This window comes from Pelagerythrobacter marensis, from assembly GCF_036700095.1.
Taxonomy (GTDB): domain Bacteria; phylum Pseudomonadota; class Alphaproteobacteria; order Sphingomonadales; family Sphingomonadaceae; genus Pelagerythrobacter; species Pelagerythrobacter marensis_A.
On the sequence record NZ_CP144918.1, the window covers coordinates 2,785,258 to 2,804,803 of the forward strand.

Annotated in this window: 19 protein-coding genes; 9 read left to right on the forward strand and 10 right to left on the reverse strand. The window is 65.9% G+C overall.

Annotated features, from left to right (window positions below):
• The first annotated feature begins 14 nt into the window (after nucleotides 1-14).
• Nucleotides 15-2,321, forward strand: a complete 2,307-nt coding sequence (locus V5F89_RS13340; protein WP_338447580.1) for a patatin-like protein — start codon at nucleotides 15-17, stop codon at nucleotides 2,319-2,321.
• Between the two features lie 62 nt (nucleotides 2,322-2,383).
• Here the strand turns inward: V5F89_RS13340 and dnaJ are convergent, their stop codons facing one another.
• Together dnaJ and dnaK are read right to left on the reverse strand one after the other, a co-directional pair.
• Entirely contained in the window at nucleotides 2,384-3,505 is a 1,122-nt protein-coding gene (gene dnaJ / locus V5F89_RS13345; RefSeq protein WP_338446121.1) for a molecular chaperone DnaJ, read from the reverse strand.
• Between the two features lie 78 nt (nucleotides 3,506-3,583).
• The gene (gene dnaK, locus V5F89_RS13350) at nucleotides 3,584-5,509 is read right to left on the reverse strand and encodes a molecular chaperone DnaK (protein ID WP_338446122.1); all 1,926 of its coding nucleotides are present in this window, start codon (nucleotides 5,507-5,509) and stop codon (nucleotides 3,584-3,586) included.
• A gap of 168 nt (nucleotides 5,510-5,677) precedes the next feature.
• Between dnaK and V5F89_RS13355 the strand changes: the two genes are divergently transcribed.
• The 3 genes from V5F89_RS13355 to V5F89_RS13365 all read left to right on the forward strand — a co-directional run bounded on the left by V5F89_RS13355 (nucleotide 5,678) and on the right by V5F89_RS13365 (nucleotide 7,908).
• Complete coding sequence (locus V5F89_RS13355; RefSeq protein ID WP_338446123.1) at nucleotides 5,678-6,160, forward strand: copper chaperone PCu(A)C; 483 nt, start codon at nucleotides 5,678-5,680, stop codon at nucleotides 6,158-6,160.
• 59 nt (nucleotides 6,161-6,219) lie between these two features.
• Entirely contained in the window at nucleotides 6,220-6,672 is a 453-nt protein-coding gene (locus tag V5F89_RS13360) for a vgr related protein (protein WP_338447581.1), read from the forward strand.
• Nucleotides 6,673-6,747: 75 nt separating this feature from the next.
• Nucleotides 6,748-7,908: an indoleamine 2,3-dioxygenase gene (locus V5F89_RS13365; protein WP_338446124.1), complete on the forward strand. Its 1,161-nt coding sequence runs from the start codon at nucleotides 6,748-6,750 to the stop codon at nucleotides 7,906-7,908.
• A gap of 93 nt (nucleotides 7,909-8,001) precedes the next feature.
• On the opposite strand, the gene V5F89_RS13370 is transcribed toward V5F89_RS13365, so the two are convergent.
• The 4 genes from V5F89_RS13370 to hrcA all read right to left on the reverse strand — a co-directional run bounded on the left by V5F89_RS13370 (nucleotide 8,002) and on the right by hrcA (nucleotide 11,855).
• Nucleotides 8,002-8,298 (reverse strand): glycine zipper domain-containing protein, encoded by a 297-nt coding sequence (locus V5F89_RS13370; protein ID WP_338446125.1) that lies wholly within the window; start codon nucleotides 8,296-8,298, stop codon nucleotides 8,002-8,004.
• 103 nt (nucleotides 8,299-8,401) lie between these two features.
• Nucleotides 8,402-10,150, reverse strand: coding sequence for a DUF885 domain-containing protein (locus tag V5F89_RS13375; protein WP_338446126.1), 1,749 nt, complete (start codon nucleotides 10,148-10,150; stop codon nucleotides 8,402-8,404).
• Between the two features lie 25 nt (nucleotides 10,151-10,175).
• The gene (grpE, locus tag V5F89_RS13380; RefSeq protein ID WP_338446127.1) at nucleotides 10,176-10,799 is read right to left on the reverse strand and encodes a nucleotide exchange factor GrpE; all 624 of its coding nucleotides are present in this window, start codon (nucleotides 10,797-10,799) and stop codon (nucleotides 10,176-10,178) included.
• Between the two features lie 12 nt (nucleotides 10,800-10,811).
• Nucleotides 10,812-11,855, reverse strand: a complete 1,044-nt coding sequence (hrcA, locus tag V5F89_RS13385; protein ID WP_338446128.1) for a heat-inducible transcriptional repressor HrcA — start codon at nucleotides 11,853-11,855, stop codon at nucleotides 10,812-10,814.
• A 143-nt stretch (nucleotides 11,856-11,998) separates the two neighbouring features.
• On the opposite strand from hrcA, the gene rph reads away from it, so the two are divergent.
• The 4 genes from rph to V5F89_RS13405 are packed head-to-tail and all read left to right on the forward strand — an operon-like array spanning nucleotide 11,999 to nucleotide 15,447.
• Nucleotides 11,999-12,715, forward strand: a complete 717-nt coding sequence (rph, locus tag V5F89_RS13390; RefSeq protein WP_338446129.1) for a ribonuclease PH — start codon at nucleotides 11,999-12,001, stop codon at nucleotides 12,713-12,715.
• On the forward strand, nucleotides 12,712-13,338 hold the full coding sequence (rdgB, locus tag V5F89_RS13395) for an RdgB/HAM1 family non-canonical purine NTP pyrophosphatase (protein ID WP_338446130.1): 627 nt from the start codon (nucleotides 12,712-12,714) through the stop codon (nucleotides 13,336-13,338). The genes rph and rdgB overlap by 4 nt, the downstream gene beginning before the upstream one ends.
• Before the next feature lie 49 nt (nucleotides 13,339-13,387).
• Nucleotides 13,388-14,539: a radical SAM family heme chaperone HemW gene (gene hemW, locus V5F89_RS13400; RefSeq protein WP_338446131.1), complete on the forward strand. Its 1,152-nt coding sequence runs from the start codon at nucleotides 13,388-13,390 to the stop codon at nucleotides 14,537-14,539.
• Nucleotides 14,536-15,447 carry a tyrosine recombinase XerC gene (locus V5F89_RS13405; protein ID WP_338446132.1) on the forward strand — a complete coding sequence of 304 codons (912 nt, stop codon included), beginning with the start codon at nucleotides 14,536-14,538 and terminating at the stop codon, nucleotides 15,445-15,447. Before hemW ends, V5F89_RS13405 begins: the two co-directional genes overlap by 4 nt.
• 10 nt (nucleotides 15,448-15,457) lie before the next feature.
• On the opposite strand, the gene V5F89_RS13410 is transcribed toward V5F89_RS13405, so the two are convergent.
• The 4 genes from V5F89_RS13410 to rsmI form a co-directional block, all read right to left on the reverse strand.
• Nucleotides 15,458-16,072, reverse strand: coding sequence for a DedA family protein (locus V5F89_RS13410; RefSeq protein ID WP_338446133.1), 615 nt, complete (start codon nucleotides 16,070-16,072; stop codon nucleotides 15,458-15,460).
• A gap of 19 nt (nucleotides 16,073-16,091) precedes the next feature.
• Nucleotides 16,092-17,048: a glutathione synthase gene (gene gshB, locus V5F89_RS13415; protein WP_338446134.1), complete on the reverse strand. Its 957-nt coding sequence runs from the start codon at nucleotides 17,046-17,048 to the stop codon at nucleotides 16,092-16,094.
• Nucleotides 17,049-17,112: 64 nt separating this feature from the next.
• Entirely contained in the window at nucleotides 17,113-17,463 is a 351-nt protein-coding gene (locus V5F89_RS13420; protein WP_338446135.1) for a YraN family protein, read from the reverse strand.
• Nucleotides 17,460-18,296 carry a 16S rRNA (cytidine(1402)-2'-O)-methyltransferase gene (gene rsmI / locus V5F89_RS13425; protein WP_338446136.1) on the reverse strand — a complete coding sequence of 279 codons (837 nt, stop codon included), beginning with the start codon at nucleotides 18,294-18,296 and terminating at the stop codon, nucleotides 17,460-17,462. Before rsmI ends, V5F89_RS13420 begins: the two co-directional genes overlap by 4 nt.
• 38 nt (nucleotides 18,297-18,334) lie before the next feature.
• Between rsmI and V5F89_RS13430 the strand changes: the two genes are divergently transcribed.
• Complete coding sequence (locus V5F89_RS13430; RefSeq protein ID WP_338446137.1) at nucleotides 18,335-19,495, forward strand: penicillin-binding protein activator; 1,161 nt, start codon at nucleotides 18,335-18,337, stop codon at nucleotides 19,493-19,495.
• The last annotated feature ends 51 nt before the right edge of the window (nucleotides 19,496-19,546 follow it).

The following is a 19,546-nucleotide window of genomic DNA, read 5'->3' on the forward strand; positions in this document are numbered from 1 at the left end:
GCACAAGGCGCGCGATGCGGCAGAAGGAACTGAGGATAGCCCTCGTCTGCTACGGCGGGGTAAGCCTCGCCGTTTACATGCACGGCGTGACCAAGGAGCTGTGGAAGCTCGCCAGCGCGAGCCGCGCCTTTCATGCCGGCGAAGCACCGGCCGAAGGCGTTCAGGGCGTCTATCGCGAGCTGCTGGAGACGATTGGCGAGGATCATGCGCTCAAGCTGCGCGTTCTGCCCGACATTCTCGCAGGCGCCAGCGCGGGCGGGATCAACGCGGTGTTCCTGGCCCAGGCGATCCATTCCGGCCGGTCGCTGGAGCCGCTGACCGAACTCTGGCTGTCGACCGCCGACGTCGAACGGCTGGTCGATCCCGATGCCGAGCCTGTCTGGCGCTTTGCCAAGTACTGGGCGCAGCCGATAGCCTGGTGGCTGCTCAAGCGTCCGGGGAACGCGGTGTCGGAAAGCGTCGCGCCCGAAACCCAGGCCGAAGTGCGGCGCAAGGTGTCGCAGTTCATTCGCGGCAGATGGTTCGAACCACCCTTTTCCGGCATCGGCTTTTCGCGCCTGCTGTTCGACGCCTTCGCGGCGATGGCGCAGGGGCCGTGCGGCAAGCCGTTGCTGCCGGCCAATCACCCGATCGACCTGATGGTCACCGCAACCGATTTTCGCGGACATCTGGAGCTGCTGCGGCTCAACAGCCCGCCGGTCGTGGAGGAAAGCGAACACCGCCTTCCCATCGCTTTCGCTGCGCCAACGCCGGCCCGTGGCGGGCACGACTTGGCCGATCCGCTCGAACTCACATTCGCAGCCCGCGCCACCGCGAGTTTCCCCGGTGCCTTCCCCCCGTTGCGGCTGGACGAGATCGATCGGCTGGCGCGCGAACGCGAAGTCGAATGGAGCGGGCGGCAGCGCTTTCTCGAACGAGTCATGCCGGTCAATACGCGGCAGGGCTCGGTCGAGGGCATTTCGCTGATCGACGGCTCGGTGCTGGTCAACAAGCCGTTCGAGGGCGCGATAGAGGCACTGCGCGGCCGCCCGGCCCAGCGCGAGGTCGACCGGCGGTTCGTCTACATCGACCCCCGCCCCGATCGCACGCAAGCCCTTCGCGACCGCGACGACGAACCGGTCGGGTTCTTCGGCGTCATCCTGGGTTCGCTTTCGACGATCCCGCGCGAACAGCCGATACGCGACAATCTGGAAATTCTGGAACGGCAATCGCACGAGGCGGAGCGGCGCCAGGCGATGATTGCCGCCCTGCGGCCCGATGTCGAGGCGGCGGTCGAAAAGCTGTTCGGCATGACGCTGTTTCTCGACCGGCCCACGCCGAAGCGGCTCCATGCCTGGCGGGCCAAGGCGCAGCAGGCGGCCGCCGAACGGGCCGGCTATGCGTTCCAGTCGTATGCCCAGGCCAAGTTCACCGGGATCGTGGAGGATCTGGCGGAACTCGTGTTCGACGCCGCACCGGAACTGGAGGTTCCCGATGCCCGGCCGATCGCGCTGCATCTGCGCAGCGCCCTCGCCACGCAGGGGCTCGATCGCCTCTCGTCGCCTTCGGGAGGCGCCAGTTCGGAGGCGATCGCTTTCTTCCGGGCTCACGACGTCGGCTTCCGCGTCCGCCGCCTGCGGCTGCTCGCCCGGCGACTATCGCGCGAGTGGGATGCGGATCCCGACATTCCCAGCGCGGCCGTGGAAGAAGCGCGCGAGGCGATCTACGCCATCCTCGCGCTCTATTTCGATCGGGAGAATGTCGGCAACCTCGGGCCGGACTTCGCGTCGATCGCGGCCAGGGTCATGACCGATCCCGTCGCTGTGATCGACGCACTTGCCGAACGGCGGTTGTTGCCGGAATTCGATGAAACCGCGGAACGGATGCTGGCCGAGGCGCTGGAACGGATGCCCAAGAACCTGCGGCGCCTGATGTTGCTGACTTACCTGGGCTTTCCGTTCTACGACGCGGCGACGCTGCCGCTCGTGCGCGAAGATGCGCTGATGGAATTCGACCCGATCAAAGTGGACCGGATCAGCCCCGACGATGCCCGCTCGATTCGCGAAGGCGGCACGCGCGCGACGCTCCGCGGGATCGAGTTCTACAATTTCGGCGCTTTCTTCAGCCGGGCCTACCGCGAAAACGATTACCTGTGGGGGCGCCTCCACGGGGCCGAGCGAATGATCGACCTGGTGTGCTCGACAATCGACGGCAGTTCGAAGCTCGATCCTGCGGCCTTCAAGCGCAGGATATTCCTCGCCATCCTGGACGAAGAGAGCGCGCGCCTGCGTGCGGACCCCGGCCTGCTGGAACGGATCAGGAGCGAAGTGCTGAGCAATTAGAGGCGTTTTCATCGGGCCGGTGCCGGCCGGTGCCGCTTCAGCCTTGCCAAGAAAAAGCGATTCTAGGCCCCGAAAGCACTTTTCAGCTTTTCGAAGAATCCGCGGCATTCCGGGCATTCGTCGCCGGTCTCGGTTTCGCGGAACTGCTCGAGGATCGCCTTCTGCTCCTTGCTGAGCCTGGTCGGCGTTTCGACCACGATTTCGACCACCAGATCGCCGCGGCCGCGGCCCTGGAGCACGGGCATCCCGGCACCGCGCACACGCAACTGCCGGCCCGATTGAATGCCGGCGGGGATATCGACCACGTTGGTCTTGCCGGCGAGATCGGGGATTTCGACCTTGCCGCCGAGAGCGGCGGTCGTGAAACTGACCGGCACCCGGCTGAGCAACGTGGTGCCTTCGCGCTGGAAGACGACGTGGGGGCGCACGTGAACGAAGATATACAGGTCGCCCGGCGGCGCGCCGCGCGGCCCGGCCTCCCCCTTGCCCGACAGCCGAATGCGCGTGCCGGTGTCGACGCCGGGGGGAATTTCCACGTCGATCGTCTGCGGACGGTCGATCCGCCCTTCGCCGCCGCAATCGCGGCACGGGCTGACCAGGACTTCGCCGCGGCCGTGGCAATTGGGACAGGGCCGTTCGACCACGAAGAAACCCTGCTTCGCGCGCACTTTGCCGTAACCGTTGCACAAGTTGCAGCCGCGTGTGCTGGTCCCCGGCGCGGCGCCGGTGCCGTGGCAGGTGTCGCAATTCTGCGACACCTCGATCTCGATCTGGCTCGTCTTGCCGTGAAACGCGTCTTCGAGCCCGATTTCCATGTCGTAACGCAGATCGGCGCCGCGGCGCGCCTGCTGCCGCCCGGCGGCACCGCCGAACGCGCTGCCGAAGATGGTTTCGAAAATGTCGCCGAGATCGGCGAAGTCCGCGCCCGGATGGCCGCCGCCGCTCATGCCCTGCTGGAAGGCCGCATGGCCATAGCGATCGTAGGCCGCCCGCTTCTGCGGGTCCTTGAGACAATCGTAGGCGGCGCTGATCGCCTTGAACTTGGCCTCGTTCTCCTTGCACCCGGCATTGCGGTCCGGGTGATACTTCATCGCCAGCTTGCGATAGGCGGACTTGATCGTCGCACTATCCGCGTCGCGGCTGACCCCGAGCAGTTCGTAGAAATCGATTTCGGTTGCCGACATGGTGTCCCCGTCCCGTGAATAACTAGGCGCCGCCGGGGCGGTGCGCTCCGGCGGCGGCCTGTTCGTTCATCGGACGTCTCAGCCCTTGTTGTCTTCGTCGACTTCGGAGAACTCGGCGTCGACGACATCTTCGTCGCCATCGCCGGTGGCGGAACCGTCCTCCGGTGTCTCGGTCGAGGCAGAAGCCTGTTCCTTGCTGTAGATTTCCTGACCCATCTTCATCGCAAGCTCGGTCAGGGTCTGCGCCTTGCTGCTGATCGCGTCGATGTCGTCGCCTTCCAGCGCAGTCTTGGTTTCGGCCAGCGCGGTTTCGACCTGACCTTTCAGGTCGGCGCCGATCTTGTCGCCGTGCTCGTCGAGCTGCTTCTGCGTCGTGTGGACCAGGCTGTCGGCCTGATTGCGAGTCTCGGCCCCTTCGCGGCGCTTCTTGTCCTCTTCGGCAAACTTCTCGGCATCCTGCACCATCTGCTCGATGTCGCTTTCGCTGAGACCGCCGGAGGCCTGGATGCGGATCTGCTGTTCCTTGCCGGTGCCCTTGTCTTTCGCGGAAACGTTGACGATGCCATTGGCGTCGATATCGAAGGTCACCTCGATCTGCGGCACTCCGCGTGGTGCCGGCGGAATGCCGACCAGATCGAACTGGCCGAGCAGCTTATTGTCCGCGGCCATCTCGCGTTCGCCCTGGAAGACGCGGATGGTTACGGCATTCTGGTTGTCTTCCGCAGTCGAATAGGTCTGCGTCTTCTTGGTCGGGATCGTCGTGTTGCGGTCGATCATCCGGGTGAACACGCCGCCCAGCGTCTCAATGCCGAGCGAAAGCGGGGTCACGTCGAGCAGCAGCACATCCTTGACGTCGCCCTGCAGCACGCCGGCCTGGATCGCCGCGCCCATCGCAACCACTTCGTCGGGATTGACGCCGGTGTGCGGTTTCTTGCCGAAGAATTCCTCGACCACTTCGCGCACCTTGGGCATGCGGGTCATGCCGCCGACCAGGATAACCTCGTCGACGCCGCCCTTCTCGACCCCGGCATCGGCCAGCGCCTTCTTGCAAGGATCGAGCGTGCGCTTGATCAGGTCGCCGACGAGCTGCTCCAGCTTGCTGCGAGTGATCGTTTCGACCAGGTGCAGCGGCGTGCTCGAGCCGCCTTCCATGCGCGCGGTGATGAAGGGCAGGTTCACTTCGGTCTGCTGGCTGGATGACAGCTCGATCTTGGCCTTTTCCGCGGCTTCCTTCAGCCGCTGAAGCGCAAGCTTGTCCTTGCGCAGGTCCATGTTTTCCTTCTTCTCGAACTGGTCGGCCAGATATTCGACAAGTGCGCTGTCGAAATCTTCGCCACCCAGAAAAGTGTCGCCGTTGGTCGACTTCACTTCGAACACGCCGTCGCCGATCTCGAGGATCGAGACGTCGAACGTGCCGCCGCCGAGGTCGTAGACGGCGATGGTCTTGCCATCCTCCTTGTCGAGACCATAGGCGAGCGCGGCCGCAGTCGGCTCGTTGATGATGCGCAGCACTTCAAGACCCGCGATCTGGCCGGCGTCCTTGGTCGCCTGGCGCTGCGCATCGTTGAAATAGGCGGGAACGGTGATCACCGCCTGCGAGACGGTTTCGCCGAGATAGCTTTCGGCGGTTTCCTTCATCTTCTGGAGGATGAAGGCGGAAACCTGGCTGGGCGAGTAGTTCTCGCCGCCGGCCTCGACCCAGGCGTCGCCGTTCTTACCCTTGACGATGTCGTAGGGGACGAGTTCCATGTCCTTCTTGGTCATCGGATCGTCGAACCGGCGGCCGATCAGTCGCTTGATCGCAAACAGCGTATTGTCGGGATTGGTGACCGCCTGACGCTTGGCCGGCTGGCCGATCAGCCGTTCGTTATCCTTGGTAAAGGCAACGATCGAAGGCGTCGTGCGCGCGCCTTCCGAATTCTCGATGACTTTGGGTTTGTCCCCGTCCATCACGGCAACGCAGCTGTTCGTCGTGCCGAGGTCGATACCGATTACTTTCGCCATGGTTTCCCTATTCCACTTTCTACGCGTTGGACGCCGCGCAATGCGCTTCCCGAAGTCCGGCAAAGCAACTCGGCGGCTCGATTACGAGGGCGATATAGGTGCGGTTTTGGTTGGCACAAGGGAGCGGCGCGGCTAGCTTCCCGATATGTTCCGAGGGGAGAAACTGCCGTGAAATCATCCGTTCTTGCCGCCGCGCTCCTGTCAGCCGCCACGCTGGGCCTCGCCGCTTGCGGCGACAGGGCGGCCGAACAACCCGCCGAAGCGCCCGAAGGCGTGCCGGGCCTGACGATCACGAATGCGCGCATGGTGCTGGCCCCGGTGGAGGGCAATCCCGCCGCGGTCTACTTCGATCTCGCTTACGACGGCGACCGCAACGTGGCGCTCAACCGCGCGCATGTGGAAGGCGCTGCAAGCGCTTCGCTTCACGAATACGGCGAGTGGAACCGCCAGGTTCAGATGCAGGAAATGCTGCCTCTCGTCCTGACCAAAGGCGACAGGGTATCGTTCGAGCCGGGCGGCAAGCATGTCATGGCGACCGACGTCTCGCCCGAACTCCAGCCGGGCGGCACGACCGAAGTGACGCTGACCGTGTCGGGCGGCGACAAGACCACGTTCGAAGCGGAAATCCGCGGCCCCGGGGAAGAGCGCTGAACGAAGCGAAGGCCGTTTCCGTTGCCGTTCCGGCGTGTCCGGCCGGCGGCGAACGGCCGCTGACCCCGGGCGAGATCGCCCTCGCCCGCAGCGTCTTCGGCGATGCGATCGATTACGATCGTGTGACGATCCGCCGCCGCAAATTCTTTCCCTTCCAACCGCGCCGGATAACCATGGCGCCGCGCGGGCACCTCCACTTTCACCCGAAGGGAGAGGCCTACTGCGACGATTTCTCGCAGGTCTCGGTTATCCGACAGGGGCTCTTCATTCACGAGATGGTGCATGTCTGGCAGGCCCAGACGCGGGGCAGCTGGTGGCTGGTGTTTCGCCGAATGCCCTGGGCGCGTTACGACTACAGCCTCAAGCCCGGATGGCCGCTCCACCGCTACGGGATCGAGCAACAGGCGGAGATCGTGAAACACGCCTTCTGGCTGCGCAACGGCGTGGCGGTTGCGGGGGTGTCGGACGCGGCTGCATACGATCTGCTGGTGCGCTTTCCGGGTGCCTCTTGAGAGAAACGGTTTCAACCGATACCATTTGACCCATGACCGGGCGGCCCAACCCGCGCCCGGCATGCAGGTTCAAACATGGAGCTAAAGGACTATGGGATGTCGCGCGAGCGCGGCTTCCTTTCGCATTACGAGATCGATTCGATCACCCTTCCCAGCCAGTTCGATCCCGTGGTCGAAGCCGCCGGAAAGCTTTCCGGCCTGCTGACCACCGGTCGTATCCGTCACTGGCTCGACGCGCTTCCCGATCCCGGACTGGAAGACTGGGCGAAAGAGGCTGCCGAGGAGGACGTACGCACCGCGATGGTGCATTATTCGTTCCTGGTGCAGGCCTATGTCTGGGGCGAACCGGAACCGCCCGCCGCCCTGCCGGCGAACCTTTCCCGCCCGATGGTCGCGATCGCCGACCGGCTGGGTCAGGCGCCGCTCCTGCCCTATTCCGCCTATGTCCTCGACAACTGGTACCGGATCGACAAGTCGGGGCCGGTCGACCTCGACAATATCGCCATGTACCAGAACTTCTACGGCGGGGCAGACGAGAACTGGTTCGTTCTGGTCCATGTCGCGATCGAGGCTGAAGCCGGCGTGCTGCTCGACAATGCGGCCAGGCTGGTCACCGTGTCGCAACAGCGCGACGAGGCCGAGGCGATCCGTCTTTTGGCCGAAATGGATGCCGCCTGGGAGCGGATATACGGCCATTTTAGCCGTATGCCCGAGCGCTGCGATCCCTATATCTATTTCCACCGCGTCCGGCCTTACATCCACGGCTGGGCCAACAATCCGGCGTTGAATGGCGGGCTCGTCTACCGCGGGATCGACAGGTTCGGCGACACGCCGCAGGCCTTCCGCGGCCAGACCGGCTCGCAGTCCAGCATCGTGCCGTCGATGGATGCGCTTTTCCAGGTCGGACACTCGGACGATCCGCTCAAGAGCTTTCTCGATGAGCTGCATCACTACCGCCCCGTCCCGCACCGCCGCTTCATCGAAGATCTGGCGGCGCAGTCGACGCTGCGCGATTTCGTGAGCGGGTCGGACAATCGGGCGTTGAAGGATGCGTTCAACGCCTGCCTCGAACAATCGGCGCGTTTCCGCACCCGCCATCTCGAATATGCGGCCAGCTACATCAACAAGCAGGCCGGCTCGATCGCGGGCAACGACCCCGATGTCGGCACCGGCGGGACGCCGTTCATGCGCTATCTGAAAAAGCACCGCGACGAGAACCGCGCGCAGACCGTCTGAGATCGGCGCGCGCTCTCAAGGCATTCCCGGCAATGCAAGGGGCCGCCCCGTGGAGGAGCGGCCCCATTTTTTGTTCAAGCGGGTCGCGGCGGATCAGCGAAAATAATCGCGATACCGGTCGTTATCGCGACAATCGTCGTCGAGATAGCGGCCGTTGCGTTCGTACCAGCCATCGCACCGGTTGTTCTTGTCCTTGAAATAGCCGGCAATGCCGCCGACGGCGGCACCGGCGATGGCATAGGTTTCGAGATCCTCTCCGGTAATCGCGGCGGCGGCGGCCCCTGCGGCCGCGCCCAGCCCGGCCCCTTCGACCGCATAGTTCTCTGCACAGCCGGCAAGGCCGAGCGAAGAGGCGAACAATGCCGGGGCGAGAAGAATTCTGGCTTTCATGGATAATCTCCGTTGCATCCCTGTCGGATTGCTACGGGCGCGCCCGTCCAAAGTTCCATCGGCGGGTCGGGGGATGCGACGAAGCGAGCGTTGCCGGAGCCGCTCAGTTGTAAGCGACCCCGGGCAGGCCCTGCCCGCCGTCGGCGATGAAGGCATCGATCCGCTCTTCGAGCACGGGCAGGGGAACCGACCCGAGCGACAGCACGACATCGTGAAACTTTCGGATGTCGAACCGGTTGCCCAGCGCCTCCTCGGCTTTCGCGCGCACCCGGCGCATGGTCATCTCGCCCAGCTTGTACGCCAGCGCCTGCCCCGGCCAGCTGATATAGCGATCGACTTCGGTTTCGACCTCGTGCTGCGAAAGCGCGGTGTGACGGGACAGATAGTCGATCGCCCGCTCGCGGCTCCAGCCATAGTGGTGAATGCCGGTGTCGATCACCAGCCTCGCGGCCCGCCACATCTCGTAACTCAACTTGCCGAAACGCTCGTAGGGCGTGCGGTAGATGCCCATTTCCTCGCCCAGGTACTCGACATAGAGGCCCCACCCTTCGCCGAAGCCGGAGAAATAGGTCTGCCGCCGGAAGCGCGGCGCGTCTTCCTGCTCCAGCGCCACGCCGGCCTGGAAGCTGTGGCCGGGGATGCATTCGTGCAGCGTCAACGCCGGAATGTTGTAAAGCGGGCGCGAGGGCAGGTCGTAAGTGTTCATCATGCAGGCATCGAGGCCGCCGCGCCCGGCGGTATAGAACGGCGCGATCGCATCCGGCACCGGGCGGATGGTGAAGCGATGACGCGGCAGAAAGCCGAAGTAGTCGGCGATCACCCCGTCGACGCGCTTCGCGACATAGGCCGATACCCCCATCAGTTCGTCGGGGGTGCGCGCGACGAACTGCGGGTCGCTTCGCAGGAAGGCGATGAACGCGTCCAACGAGCCTTCGAACCCGGCTTCGGCCCGGACTTTCTCCATTTCCGCAGTGATTCGGGCGACTTCGGCCAGGCCGATCTCGTGGATCTGCTCGGCCGTCAGGTCGAGCGTCGTATACTGCTCGATCTGCTGCTGATAATAAGCCGCTCCATCGGGCATTTCCCCGGCAGCGAGCGTTGTGCGCGTGCCGGGCAGATATTCCTCGCGGAAAAACGCAAGAAGCTCGGCATAGGCCGGAGCGACGGCTTCGGCGATTGCCGCGCGGCCTTCCGCCTTCAGTCGCTCGGCTTCGTCGCTCGGGATGCGCGCAGGCATTTCGGCAAAGGCGGTCCAGAACGGGCTTTCTTCGGGTTCGTCGACCACGCTCGACGCGATCGAGGCGTCGCGCCCCGCCAGCGTTACGCGCGGAACGCTGAAACCGCGCGCCAGGCCGGCACGGGCATTGGCGATATGCTCGCCGAAATAGCGGGGAATATCGCGCATCCGGGCGATATAGCGTTCGTACTCCTCGACCGTGGCGAACCCGCTGCGCGGGGCGAGATAGCTCCAGAAGCTGGAATCGCTGTCGAACGGCATTTCCCATTCGCGGAACCGGGCATCGCCGATTTCGTGTTCGAGCAAAGTGCGAAAGACGGCGGCGTCGATCTGCGACTGCGTGTCGAGGGCCGCCTTGTCCAGGCTCTCGAGCCGGGAAAGAAACTCCCGCGCTTTCGCCGCGCGCGCAAGATGCGCCTCGGGCGTAACCGACCACAGCCGGTCGCCGGGCGCGGTGCTGCCGTTGCCCTGTTCGATCTGCCGATATTCGGCCAGGCGATAGCTGTAATACTCGTCGGTCAGGGCAGCGAGGCGGTCGTCGGCGCTTTCCTGCGCCGCAACCGGTGCGGCGACCGCGCAGGCGACAACCGCTACTGCCTGAAACACCGTTCTCATTCGCCCCTCCCCGTCGATCTCGTGCCTATTTCGCGACGCTGACCATCGCCGGGCGCAGCAGGCGATCCTTGATCATGTAACCCGACTGCAGTTCCTGCACGATCGTGCCCGGTTCCTGCCCTTCCTCGGCCGGGACTTCCATCATGGCCTGGTGGACATTGGGGTCGAGCGGCATTCCCGTGGCGGCGATGCGGGTAATGCCGTGCTGCGCGAACACTTTCTCGATCTCGCGCATCGTCGCCTCGATCCCTTCGACGAACCGCTTGGCCTGTTCGTCCTCGCGCAGGGCGGCAGGCACGTGGTCGAGCGCGCGGGCGAGGTTGTCCGCGACCGACAGAATATCGCGCGCGAAACCGGTCGCGGCGTAGCTGCGCGCATCCTGCACGTCCTTTTCGAGACGGCGGCGCACGTTCTGCGTCTCCGCCCGGGCATAGAGGACATCCTGCTTCGCGGCGTCCAGATCGGCACGCAGCGCGGCGAGCGCATCGTTCAGGTCGCCCTCGCCTCCGCCCTCGGCGCCGCTGTTTTCGTCGCCACCGTTCTTGTTGCCGGCCTCGTCCAGAAATTCCTCGGGAACGCCTTCCAGTTCCTTGTCGACGGCTTCGTCGCGGGGCTGCTCGCTATCCTTGCGAGTATCGTTGTCGCTCATGATTTCTCGTATCTATCCGATGAGTTTGCCCAGGGATCGGGCGGTGAAGTCCACCATGGGGACGACTCGGGCGTAATTCAACCGAGTGGGGCCGATCACCCCCAGCACGCCGACGACCCTCCCCTCCCGGTCGCGATAGGGCGACGCGACGACGGACGAGCCGCTGAGAGCGAAGAGGCGGTTTTCGCTGCCTATGAAGATGCGCATGGCTTCCGCCTGGCGCGCGCTTTCAAGCAGTTCGGCAACCGACTGCTTGTTTTCCAGATCGTCGAGCAGCGATCGCACGCGCTCGAGATCGGACAGGGCGGCATCGTCGAGCAGGTTCGCCTGTCCCCGCACGATCAGCACGGGCCGTTGCGCGGCGTCTTCGCTCCACACGGCCAGCCCGCGTTCCACCAGGCTGCTGCTGGCCTCGTCGAGCTGCGAGCGGCCCGACGCGATTTCGGCGCGCATCGCGGCCACCGCCTCGGGCAGGGTTCGTCCGGCAAGGCGGGCGGTGATATAATTGCTCGCCTGCTCCAGCATTTGCGGGGAGACCCCCTCGCTCTGTTCGATCACCCTGTTTTCGATCGCGCCGTCTTCGCCGACCAGCACGGCCAGCACGCGCCCCTGGCCCAGGTTGACGAGGCTCAGTTGCGCCAGGCGCGGTTCGAGCCGCGGAACCATGACCATGCCGGCGGCGCCCGAAATGTCGGACAGGATGGCGCTCGTCTGTTCGAGCGCCTGCTCGATCGGGCCGGGTTCGGCCAGTCGCCGTTCGATCTCCTTGCGCTCGGCCCGGGTCGGTTCGGCGATCTGCATCATGCCGTCCACGAACAGGCGCAGGCCGGTTTCCGTGGGCATCCGGCCGGCGCTGGTATGCGGCGCGGCCAGCAGACCGAGCGCTTCGAGATCGGCCAGCACCGAGCGGATGGAGGCGGGCGAGAGATTGAGCCCGTGGTCGCCGGCCAGCGTCTTCGATCCGACCGGTTGCCCGCTGTCGAGGTACCCCTCCACCACCAGGCGGAAAATCGCCCGGGCGCGCTCGGACAGTTCGGTCACAGGTGGTGATGCCATTGCTTCGACTTAGCCACAATCGCGGAAGTTTCAATTTTCCTTCGGCTCTATCGTTCCGGCAAGGCCGGATAGCCTTGTCGAACCACCCGCGGGGCTTTAGCGCCGGGGGCAATCGGCTTTGCCGCCATTTTTTGGAGATTTTCATGCGACCTTCCGGCCGTGCGCCAGACGAAATGCGCGCCATTACCATCGAAACCGGATATACCCGCCATGCCGAAGGCTCGTGCCTCATCGGCTTCGGCGATACCCGGGTCCTGTGCACCGCGAGCATCGAAGAGCGGATTCCGCCATGGCTTCGGGGCAAGGGCGAAGGCTGGGTGACCGGCGAATACGCGATGCTGCCGCGCGCGACGCACACCCGCGGACAGCGCGAGGCGGCACGGGGCAAGCAGAGCGGCAGAACGCAGGAAATCCAGCGCCTCATCGGTCGCAGCCTGCGGGCCGTGGTCGATCTGAAGAAGCTCGGCGAACGGCAGATCACCCTCGATTGCGACGTGATCCAGGCCGATGGCGGAACGCGCACGGCCGCGATTTCGGGCGCCTGGGTGGCATTGCGAATTGCGATAGACGGCTTGATAGAAGGCGGAGAGCTCGCCGAAGATCCGATTGCGGCGCAAGTTGCCGCGGTCAGCTGCGGAATCCATCAGGGCACGCCGGTGCTCGACCTGGATTATGACGAAGACAGCACGGCCGACGCCGACGCGAACTTCGTGCTCATTTCGGGCGGAAAGATCGCGGAAGTCCAGGCAACCGCCGAAGGCGCGACTTACGACGAGGAAGGCCTGCTGCGCCTGCTGCGCCTCGCCCGGATGGGCTGCGACCGCATTTTTGCCGCACAGCTGGACGCGGTGAAAAAATGACCCGCCGCCTCGGTTCCGGCTCGCTCGTGATCGCGACCCACAATCCGGGCAAGTTGAAGGAGATCGGCGCCCTGCTGGAGCCTTACGGCCTGAAGTGCATCAGCGCCGGCTCGCTGGGGTTGCCGGAGCCCGCCGAAACCGGGTACTCGTTCGTCGAAAACGCGCTTATCAAGGCGCGCGCCGCGGCGGAAGCCTCGGGCATCGTCGCTCTCGCCGACGACAGCGGCCTTGCGGTCGACGCACTCGGCGGCAGGCCGGGCGTCTATACCGCCGATTGGGCCGAACGGCAGTGGTTCGAAGGCGATCCCGGGCGCGACTGGTACATGGCAATGGGCAAAGTCGAAGGCATGCTCGCCGCGCAAGGGCCGGAAACTTCGCGCGATGCCGCCTTTCATTGCGTGCTGGCGATCGCCTGGCCCGATGGCGAGCACGCGGTCTACGAAGGCAGCATCGCCGGCAGCCTGACCTGGCCGCCGCGCGGAACGCTGGGTTTCGGATACGACCCCGTTTTCATCCCCCAGGGACATCGGCAGACTTTCGCGGAGATCGACCCGGCCGTGAAATATCGGATCGGCCACCGGGCCGACGCCTTTGCCAAGCTGGTTGCCGATCAGTTCGGCTGATCCCGTCCCGCGCCTTCGCAGGCGAGCGGCGGCATGCTAGAGGAAAGACGTGGCACGCGCGCTCTACATCCACTGGCCATTCTGCCTGAAGAAGTGCCCCTATTGCGACTTCAACAGCCATGTGCGCGACGAAGTCGATCATGCCGCATGGCAGCGCGCGCTGATCGCCGACATGCGGCACGAAGCCGCGCTGGCGGGTGGGGAGCGGCTCGAATCGATTTTCTTCGGCGGCGGGACCCCGTCGCTGATGCCTCCCGCGCTGGTCGGCGACCTCCTGGCGGAAGCGGAGCGGCTGTGGGGTTTTTCCGGGACCGTGGAGATCACGCTGGAAGCCAACCCCTCCTCGGTCGAGGCAGCGGCGTTCGGCGATCTGGCAAGCGCAGGCGTCAATCGCGTTTCGCTCGGCCTGCAGGCGCTCGACGATTCCGCATTGCGGTTTCTCGGCCGGCTGCACGATGTTGCCGAAGGGCTCGATGCGCTCGCCATCGCGCAGCGACACTTCGCGCGCGTCAGCTTCGATCTGATCTATGCCCGCCCCGGCCAGGGGGCTGCCGAGTGGGAGTGCGAGCTGAGCCGCGCGCTGGGCTTCGGCACCGGGCATCTTTCGCTCTACCAGCTGACGATCGAACCCAACACCCGCTTCGCAACCGATGTCAGGCTGGGCCGTTTCGATCCGCTCGACGACGACCCGGCGGCGGAACTGTTCGAAACGACCCGCGCCCTTACCGCCGGAGCCGGCTTGCCGGCTTACGAGATCAGCAACCATGCGCGACCGGGCGAGCAGAGCCGGCACAATCTCGCTTACTGGCGTTATCGGGACTATTGCGGGATCGGGCCGGGCGCACATGGCCGGCGCGGCGGCCTGGCCACGATGCGGCACCGGAAGCCCGAAAACTGGCTCGCCGCCGTCGGTGAGCAGGGCCATGGATTGCGCGAGGAAACGCCGCTGTCCCCCGCCACCGCCGCTTCGGAAGCCCTGCTGATGGGGCTACGGCTGGCGGAAGGCGTATCGCTGCCGGAGATAGCCCGGCGTTTCGGGATCGAGCCCGCGCGTCTGATCGATCCTGACCGCCGCGAGATGCTCGCAAGGCTCGGTTTCGTGCACGAGGATGGCGGGCGGCTCGCAGTCACGCCGCGCGGAATGCCGGTGCTCGACGCGATACTGGGCGAACTGGTCCACCCGGAACTGGTGACCGCATGAGCGGCGCGGATCTGCTTGCCGAATGGCGCGATCATCTGGCGCGCGACCGCCGCCGATCGCCGCATACGGTGCGGGCCTATCTGGCCGCAGCGCAGCGGTTGATCGCCGCGACCGGCTGTAGCGACTGGCAGTCGGCCGCCGCGATCGACGCGCAGGGCCTGCGTGCCCAGCTCGCCGGCCGTCGTGCGGAGGGGATCGGAAACGCCTCTGCTGCGCGCGAGCTTTCCGCGCTGAAAGCGTTCGTCGCCTATGCGCGCGCGCGCGCCGGGCATGTGGATGCCGCGCCCCCTCGCGTGCGGGGGCCGCGGATTCGCAAGGGACTGCCCCGCCCGATCACGCCCGACGAAGTGGCCAATCTCGCCGATCTCGTCGCCGCCGACGCCGCGGAGCCGTGGATCGGCGCGCGCGACCGTGCGGTGCTGCTGCTGCTCTATGGTGCCGGGCTGCGCATTGCGGAGGCACTCTCGCTCACCGGCGGCGATGTCCCCCTGGGCGAGACGCTTGCGGTTACCGGCAAAGGCGGCAAGCAGCGAGTCGTGCCGATCCTGCCGGTCGTCGCTGCGGCGGTTGCCGACTATGTGCGGCAATGCCCCTGGCCCGTGGGCAAGAGAGATCCGATCTTCCGCGGTGCCAAGGGCGGCGTGCTGAACCAGGGCATGGTGCAAAAGGCGGTCGCCCGCGCGCGCGTGGCGCTCGGGTTGCCGGCGACGGCCACGCCCCACGCCTTGCGCCACTCGTTCGCCACGCATTTGCTCGGCGCCGGTGCCGATCTGCGTTCGCTGCAGGAGCTTCTCGGCCACGTCAGCCTGGGTTCGACGCAAATCTACACGAAAGTCGACGCGGTCACGCTGCTCGACACGTATCGCGCCGCCCATCCGCGCGAGCGGGTCGGGCCCGAGGCGGACTGAGCGCCCCCGATCAGTCCCCCTCACGCTCCGATCGCGGCGTCCAGGTCGACACTCGCCAGAGGTAGCCCGCCACGGTCAGGGCAACGATCCCGATCACGATCCAGCCGAAGGCGTGTTCGTATTCTTCGAGGTAGCGCGCCAGCGCCGCGCCCCCGAGCACGAGCAGCGCGTTCCAGAGGCCGGCACCGACGAACGTGAAGGCGAGGAAACGCCAGACGCTCATATGCGCGAGCCCGGCGGGGAGCGAGATCATCGTGCGGAAGACCGGGGTGCAGCGCAAAGCCAGGACCACCCATTGGCCGTGCCGGCGAAAGAACCGCGAAGCGCCTTCGATATGTTCCCAGTCCAGCGTCAGCCAGCGTCCCCAGCGGTCGATGAACGGACGCATGCGGCGATAGCCCCATCTGTTGCCGAGCCAGAACCAGGCATAGTTGCCCGCGGTCGAGCCGACCGTGCCGGCCAGCATAAGCGGCCAGAATGCCATGTCTCCGCGCGCGACCAGCACGCCGCCGACGCCCATGATCACTTCCGAGGGGATGGGCGGAAATACGTTCTCGATCGCCATCAGCACGGCAATGCCGAGATAGCCGCCCCGCGCGATCGCCTCGATGATGAAATCCTGCACGGTTTTGTCGGCCGGCGGCTTAGAGCGCGGCGTGGCGCGCTTCGATCGCGTCCCAGATGCGGGCGCCGCTGTCGCTGCCGTTGAACGCATCGATGGCGACGATCCCTGTGGGACTGGTCACGTTGATCTCGGTCAGCCACTTGCCCCCGATCACGTCGATCCCCACGAAAACGAAACCCCTGCGCTTAAGCTCCGGCCCCATGGCCGCGCAGATCTCCTCTTCGCGCGCGGTAAGGTCGGCCGCCTCGGCCCGGCCGCCTTGCGCGAGGTTGGAGCGGAATTCGCCTTCGCCGGGGAAGCGGTTGATGGCCCCGGCGAATTCGCCGTCGATCAGGACGATCCGCTTGTCGCCTTCGGCGACTTCGGGCAGAAACGGCTGAACCATGTGCGGCTCGGGCCAGGTCTGGTTGAACACTTCCGACAGGGCGGAAAGGTTCGTGCCATCCGCGTCGATCCGAAAGATCGCTTTGCCGCCGTTGCCATGCAGCGGCTTGACGACGACTGCCCCGTGCTTGCGGTGAAACGCGCGAATGTCCGCCAGTTGCCGGGCGATCAGAGTCGGCGGCATGAAGCGCGCATAATCGAGCACGAACATCTTTTCCGGCGCGTTCACGACCTCGCGCGGATCGTTGACGACCAGCGTCTCGCCCTTCAGCCGGTCGAGCAGCAGGGCGGCGCTGATATAGCCGAGGTGGAACGGTGGGTCCTGACGCATCAGCACAACGTCGATCTCGCTGCCGAGGTCGATCTTGCGCAAGTCGCCTTCCCAGCGGAAATGGTCGCCTTCGACACGCCGGACCGAAACCTCGCGCGCCCAGGCGGTGACCCGGTTTTCCTCCCACGCCAGGGTCGACACGTCGTAGTGCCACAGGCGGTGCCCGCGGGCCTGGGCCGAGAGCATCAGCGCGAACGAGGAATCGCCCGCGATCCTGACGGTTTCGATCGGGTCCATCTGAACGGCGACGCGTAGGGTCATGTCTTTCCTTCCGTTCGCCCCCGCGATGCCGAGGGACGGATTCTCGGGTGCCCGGGCGATGCCATCAGGGCTGCCAGGCGTTGACGATGTGGCGAGGGAAACTGCCCGGCGCAAGCAGGATCACATCGATGCGGATGTCTTCGCCATCGTTCGCATATTCGTGCGCCACCGCTTCTGCCGCCGCGGCGACCCGGCCCAGTCGATATTCGTCGATCGCATGGTCCAGCTCCGCCGAGGACTTGCGCCACTTCACCTCGACGAAAGCGATCACGTTCCCTCGCCGGCAGATCAGATCGATTTCTCCCAGAGATGTCCTGCGCCGGCGATCGAGAACGCGCCAACCCTGCATCTGCAGCCATAGTGCAGCGCGCCCTTCCCCCGCCCGGCCCTGCCGTTCGGCGCGTTGCCGCTTCATACCCCGCGAAGTTCCAGTGCGCGGGCATAGAGCGCCCTGCGATCGCGCCCCGTGGCCTTCGCGACTTGTGCCGCGGCCTGCGAAGGCTTGGCCGATCGGAGGGCGTCCGCCAGGAGCGCGTCGATGTCTTGATCCCCCACCGGGGCGGCCGCCCCCGGGCCGATCATCAGCACGATTTCCCCCTTCGCCGGACAGGCCGAATAATGCGCGGCAAGATCTTCGGCACGGCCGGTGCGGCACTCTTCGTGCAGCTTGGTCAGCTCGCGGGCGACCGAGACCTCGCGGTCGGGCAGCATCTCGGCTATCGTTTCGAGCGACTTCACCAGACGCGGCGCGGTCTCGTAGAATATCGCGGTCGCGCTCATCTGGGCAGCGTCGTTCAGCGCTTCCCGGCGGGCCTTGTCCTTGTTCGGCAGGAATCCGGCAAAAAGGAACCGGTCGTTCGGCAGGCCCGAAAGGGTCAGGCCCGCGATCGCCGCGCAAGCGCCGGGCAGCGCGGTGATCGCAAGGCCCGCGGTCCGCGCATCCCGCACGAGGCGGTATCCCGGGTCGGACACGAGCGGCGTGCCCGCATCGCTGGCGAGCGCAACGGCCTTTTCCTGCATCGCGGCGAGAATGCGGGCGCGGTCGGCCTCGCTCGCATGATCGTCATAGCGCCACAGCGGCTTCGACAGGCCCAGGTGCTTCATCAGCTTGCCGGTAACCCGCGTATCCTCGCACGCCACCGCATCGCAACGTGCCAGCGTCTCGGCTGCCCGCAAGGTTATGTCGCCGAGATTGCCAATCGGAGTTGCGACTATATAGAGACCGGGTCGGAGGGGTTCGTGGGCCACTTCCGCACCATTGAACACGACGACGGGGAGCCGCAAGCATGAAGCGTTGGAAACTGGATCGGCGGATGCTGGTTGTCGCGGGGGCGAGCGCCTTCCTGGCGGGATGTCAGATCATCCCCAAGGGCCCGACCACGGCCCCGCCGCCCGAACCGGTGCCGACCCCCGATCCCGGGCCGTCCGGCCTTCCCACCGACGATACGCGCCATCGCGTGGCTCTGCTCGTTCCCATGTCGGGCGACAACGGCGCGGTCGGGCAATCGATCGCCAATGCCACCACAATGGCTCTGCTCGACACGAATGCCGACAACCTGCGGATCACGACCTACGACACTTCGTCGGGCGCGCGCAACGCGGCGCGGCGGGCCATCGCCGATGGCAACCGCCTGATCCTCGGCCCGCTGCTGGGCGACAACGTCCCGCAGGTCCTGGCCGAGGCGCGGCCTGCCGACGTGCCCCTGATTTCCTTCTCCAACGACATATCCGTCGCCGGGCCGGACGCGTTCATCATGGGACATATCCCGGACCAGTCGATCGCGCGCAGCGTCGGCTTTGCGCGCGAGCGGGGCTCTTCCCGGTTTGCAGCGATCGTGCCCGACGGCGAATATGGCCGGCGCGCCGAACTCGCGTTTTCCAATGCCGTGCGCGGCGCGGGCGGCCAACTCGTCGCGACGGAGCGCTATACCCGCGGCAACACCTCGATCGTCAGCGCGGCCCAGCGGCTGAAGCAGGCGGGCGGATACGATACCGTGCTGATCGCCGACGGCGCACGTCTCGCCACCCAAGCCGCCGGCGAACTGCGCCCGCGCGGCGCCGGCGACACGCAGATTATCGGCACCGAACTCTGGAGCGGCGAAAGCGCGGTCACCCGCGCCTCGGCATTGCGCGGCGCGCTGTTCTCCGCCGTTTCGGACGCCCGATTCAAGCGATTTTCCGACAGCTACCGCAACCGTTTCGGATCGCAGCCCTATCGCATTTCCACGCTGGGTTACGACGGCGTCCTGCTCGCGCTTCGGGTGGCGCAGGACTGGCGGGTCGGCCGCCCGTTCCCGGTCTCGCAGCTGCGCGACGATAGCGGCTTTCTCGGCCTCGACGGGCCGTTCCGGTTTCGGCGCAACGGCGTGATCGAACGGGCGATGGAAGTGCGCGAAGTGCGCGACGGGCAGGTGGTCATCGTCTCGCCCGCACCGCGCGGATTCTGACCCCGTGGGCCTGATGCGACCCGATCGCCGGCCAGAGATGGTCGGATAACC

Excerpts from the sequence above, each read along its gene's own strand:
- V5F89_RS13340 (WP_338447580.1), top strand. The coding sequence starts at position 15 with ATGCGGCAGAAGGAACTGAGGATAGCCCTCGTCTGCTACGGCGGGGTA.
- dnaJ (WP_338446121.1), bottom strand. The coding sequence starts at position 3,505 with ATGTCGGCAACCGAAATCGATTTCTACGAACTGCTCGGGGTCAGCCGC.
- dnaK (WP_338446122.1), bottom strand. The coding sequence starts at position 5,509 with ATGGCGAAAGTAATCGGTATCGACCTCGGCACGACGAACAGCTGCGTT.
- V5F89_RS13365 (WP_338446124.1), top strand. The coding sequence starts at position 6,748 with ATGGAGCTAAAGGACTATGGGATGTCGCGCGAGCGCGGCTTCCTTTCG.
- V5F89_RS13370 (WP_338446125.1), bottom strand. The coding sequence starts at position 8,298 with ATGAAAGCCAGAATTCTTCTCGCCCCGGCATTGTTCGCCTCTTCGCTC.
- V5F89_RS13375 (WP_338446126.1), bottom strand. The coding sequence starts at position 10,150 with ATGAGAACGGTGTTTCAGGCAGTAGCGGTTGTCGCCTGCGCGGTCGCC.
- grpE (WP_338446127.1), bottom strand. The coding sequence starts at position 10,799 with ATGAGCGACAACGATACTCGCAAGGATAGCGAGCAGCCCCGCGACGAA.
- hrcA (WP_338446128.1), bottom strand. The coding sequence starts at position 11,855 with ATGGCATCACCACCTGTGACCGAACTGTCCGAGCGCGCCCGGGCGATT.
- rph (WP_338446129.1), top strand. The coding sequence starts at position 11,999 with ATGCGACCTTCCGGCCGTGCGCCAGACGAAATGCGCGCCATTACCATC.
- rdgB (WP_338446130.1), top strand. The coding sequence starts at position 12,712 with ATGACCCGCCGCCTCGGTTCCGGCTCGCTCGTGATCGCGACCCACAAT.
- V5F89_RS13405 (WP_338446132.1), top strand. The coding sequence starts at position 14,536 with ATGAGCGGCGCGGATCTGCTTGCCGAATGGCGCGATCATCTGGCGCGC.
- gshB (WP_338446134.1), bottom strand. The coding sequence starts at position 17,048 with ATGACCCTACGCGTCGCCGTTCAGATGGACCCGATCGAAACCGTCAGG.
- V5F89_RS13420 (WP_338446135.1), bottom strand. The coding sequence starts at position 17,463 with ATGAAGCGGCAACGCGCCGAACGGCAGGGCCGGGCGGGGGAAGGGCGC.
- V5F89_RS13430 (WP_338446137.1), top strand. The coding sequence starts at position 18,335 with ATGAAGCGTTGGAAACTGGATCGGCGGATGCTGGTTGTCGCGGGGGCG.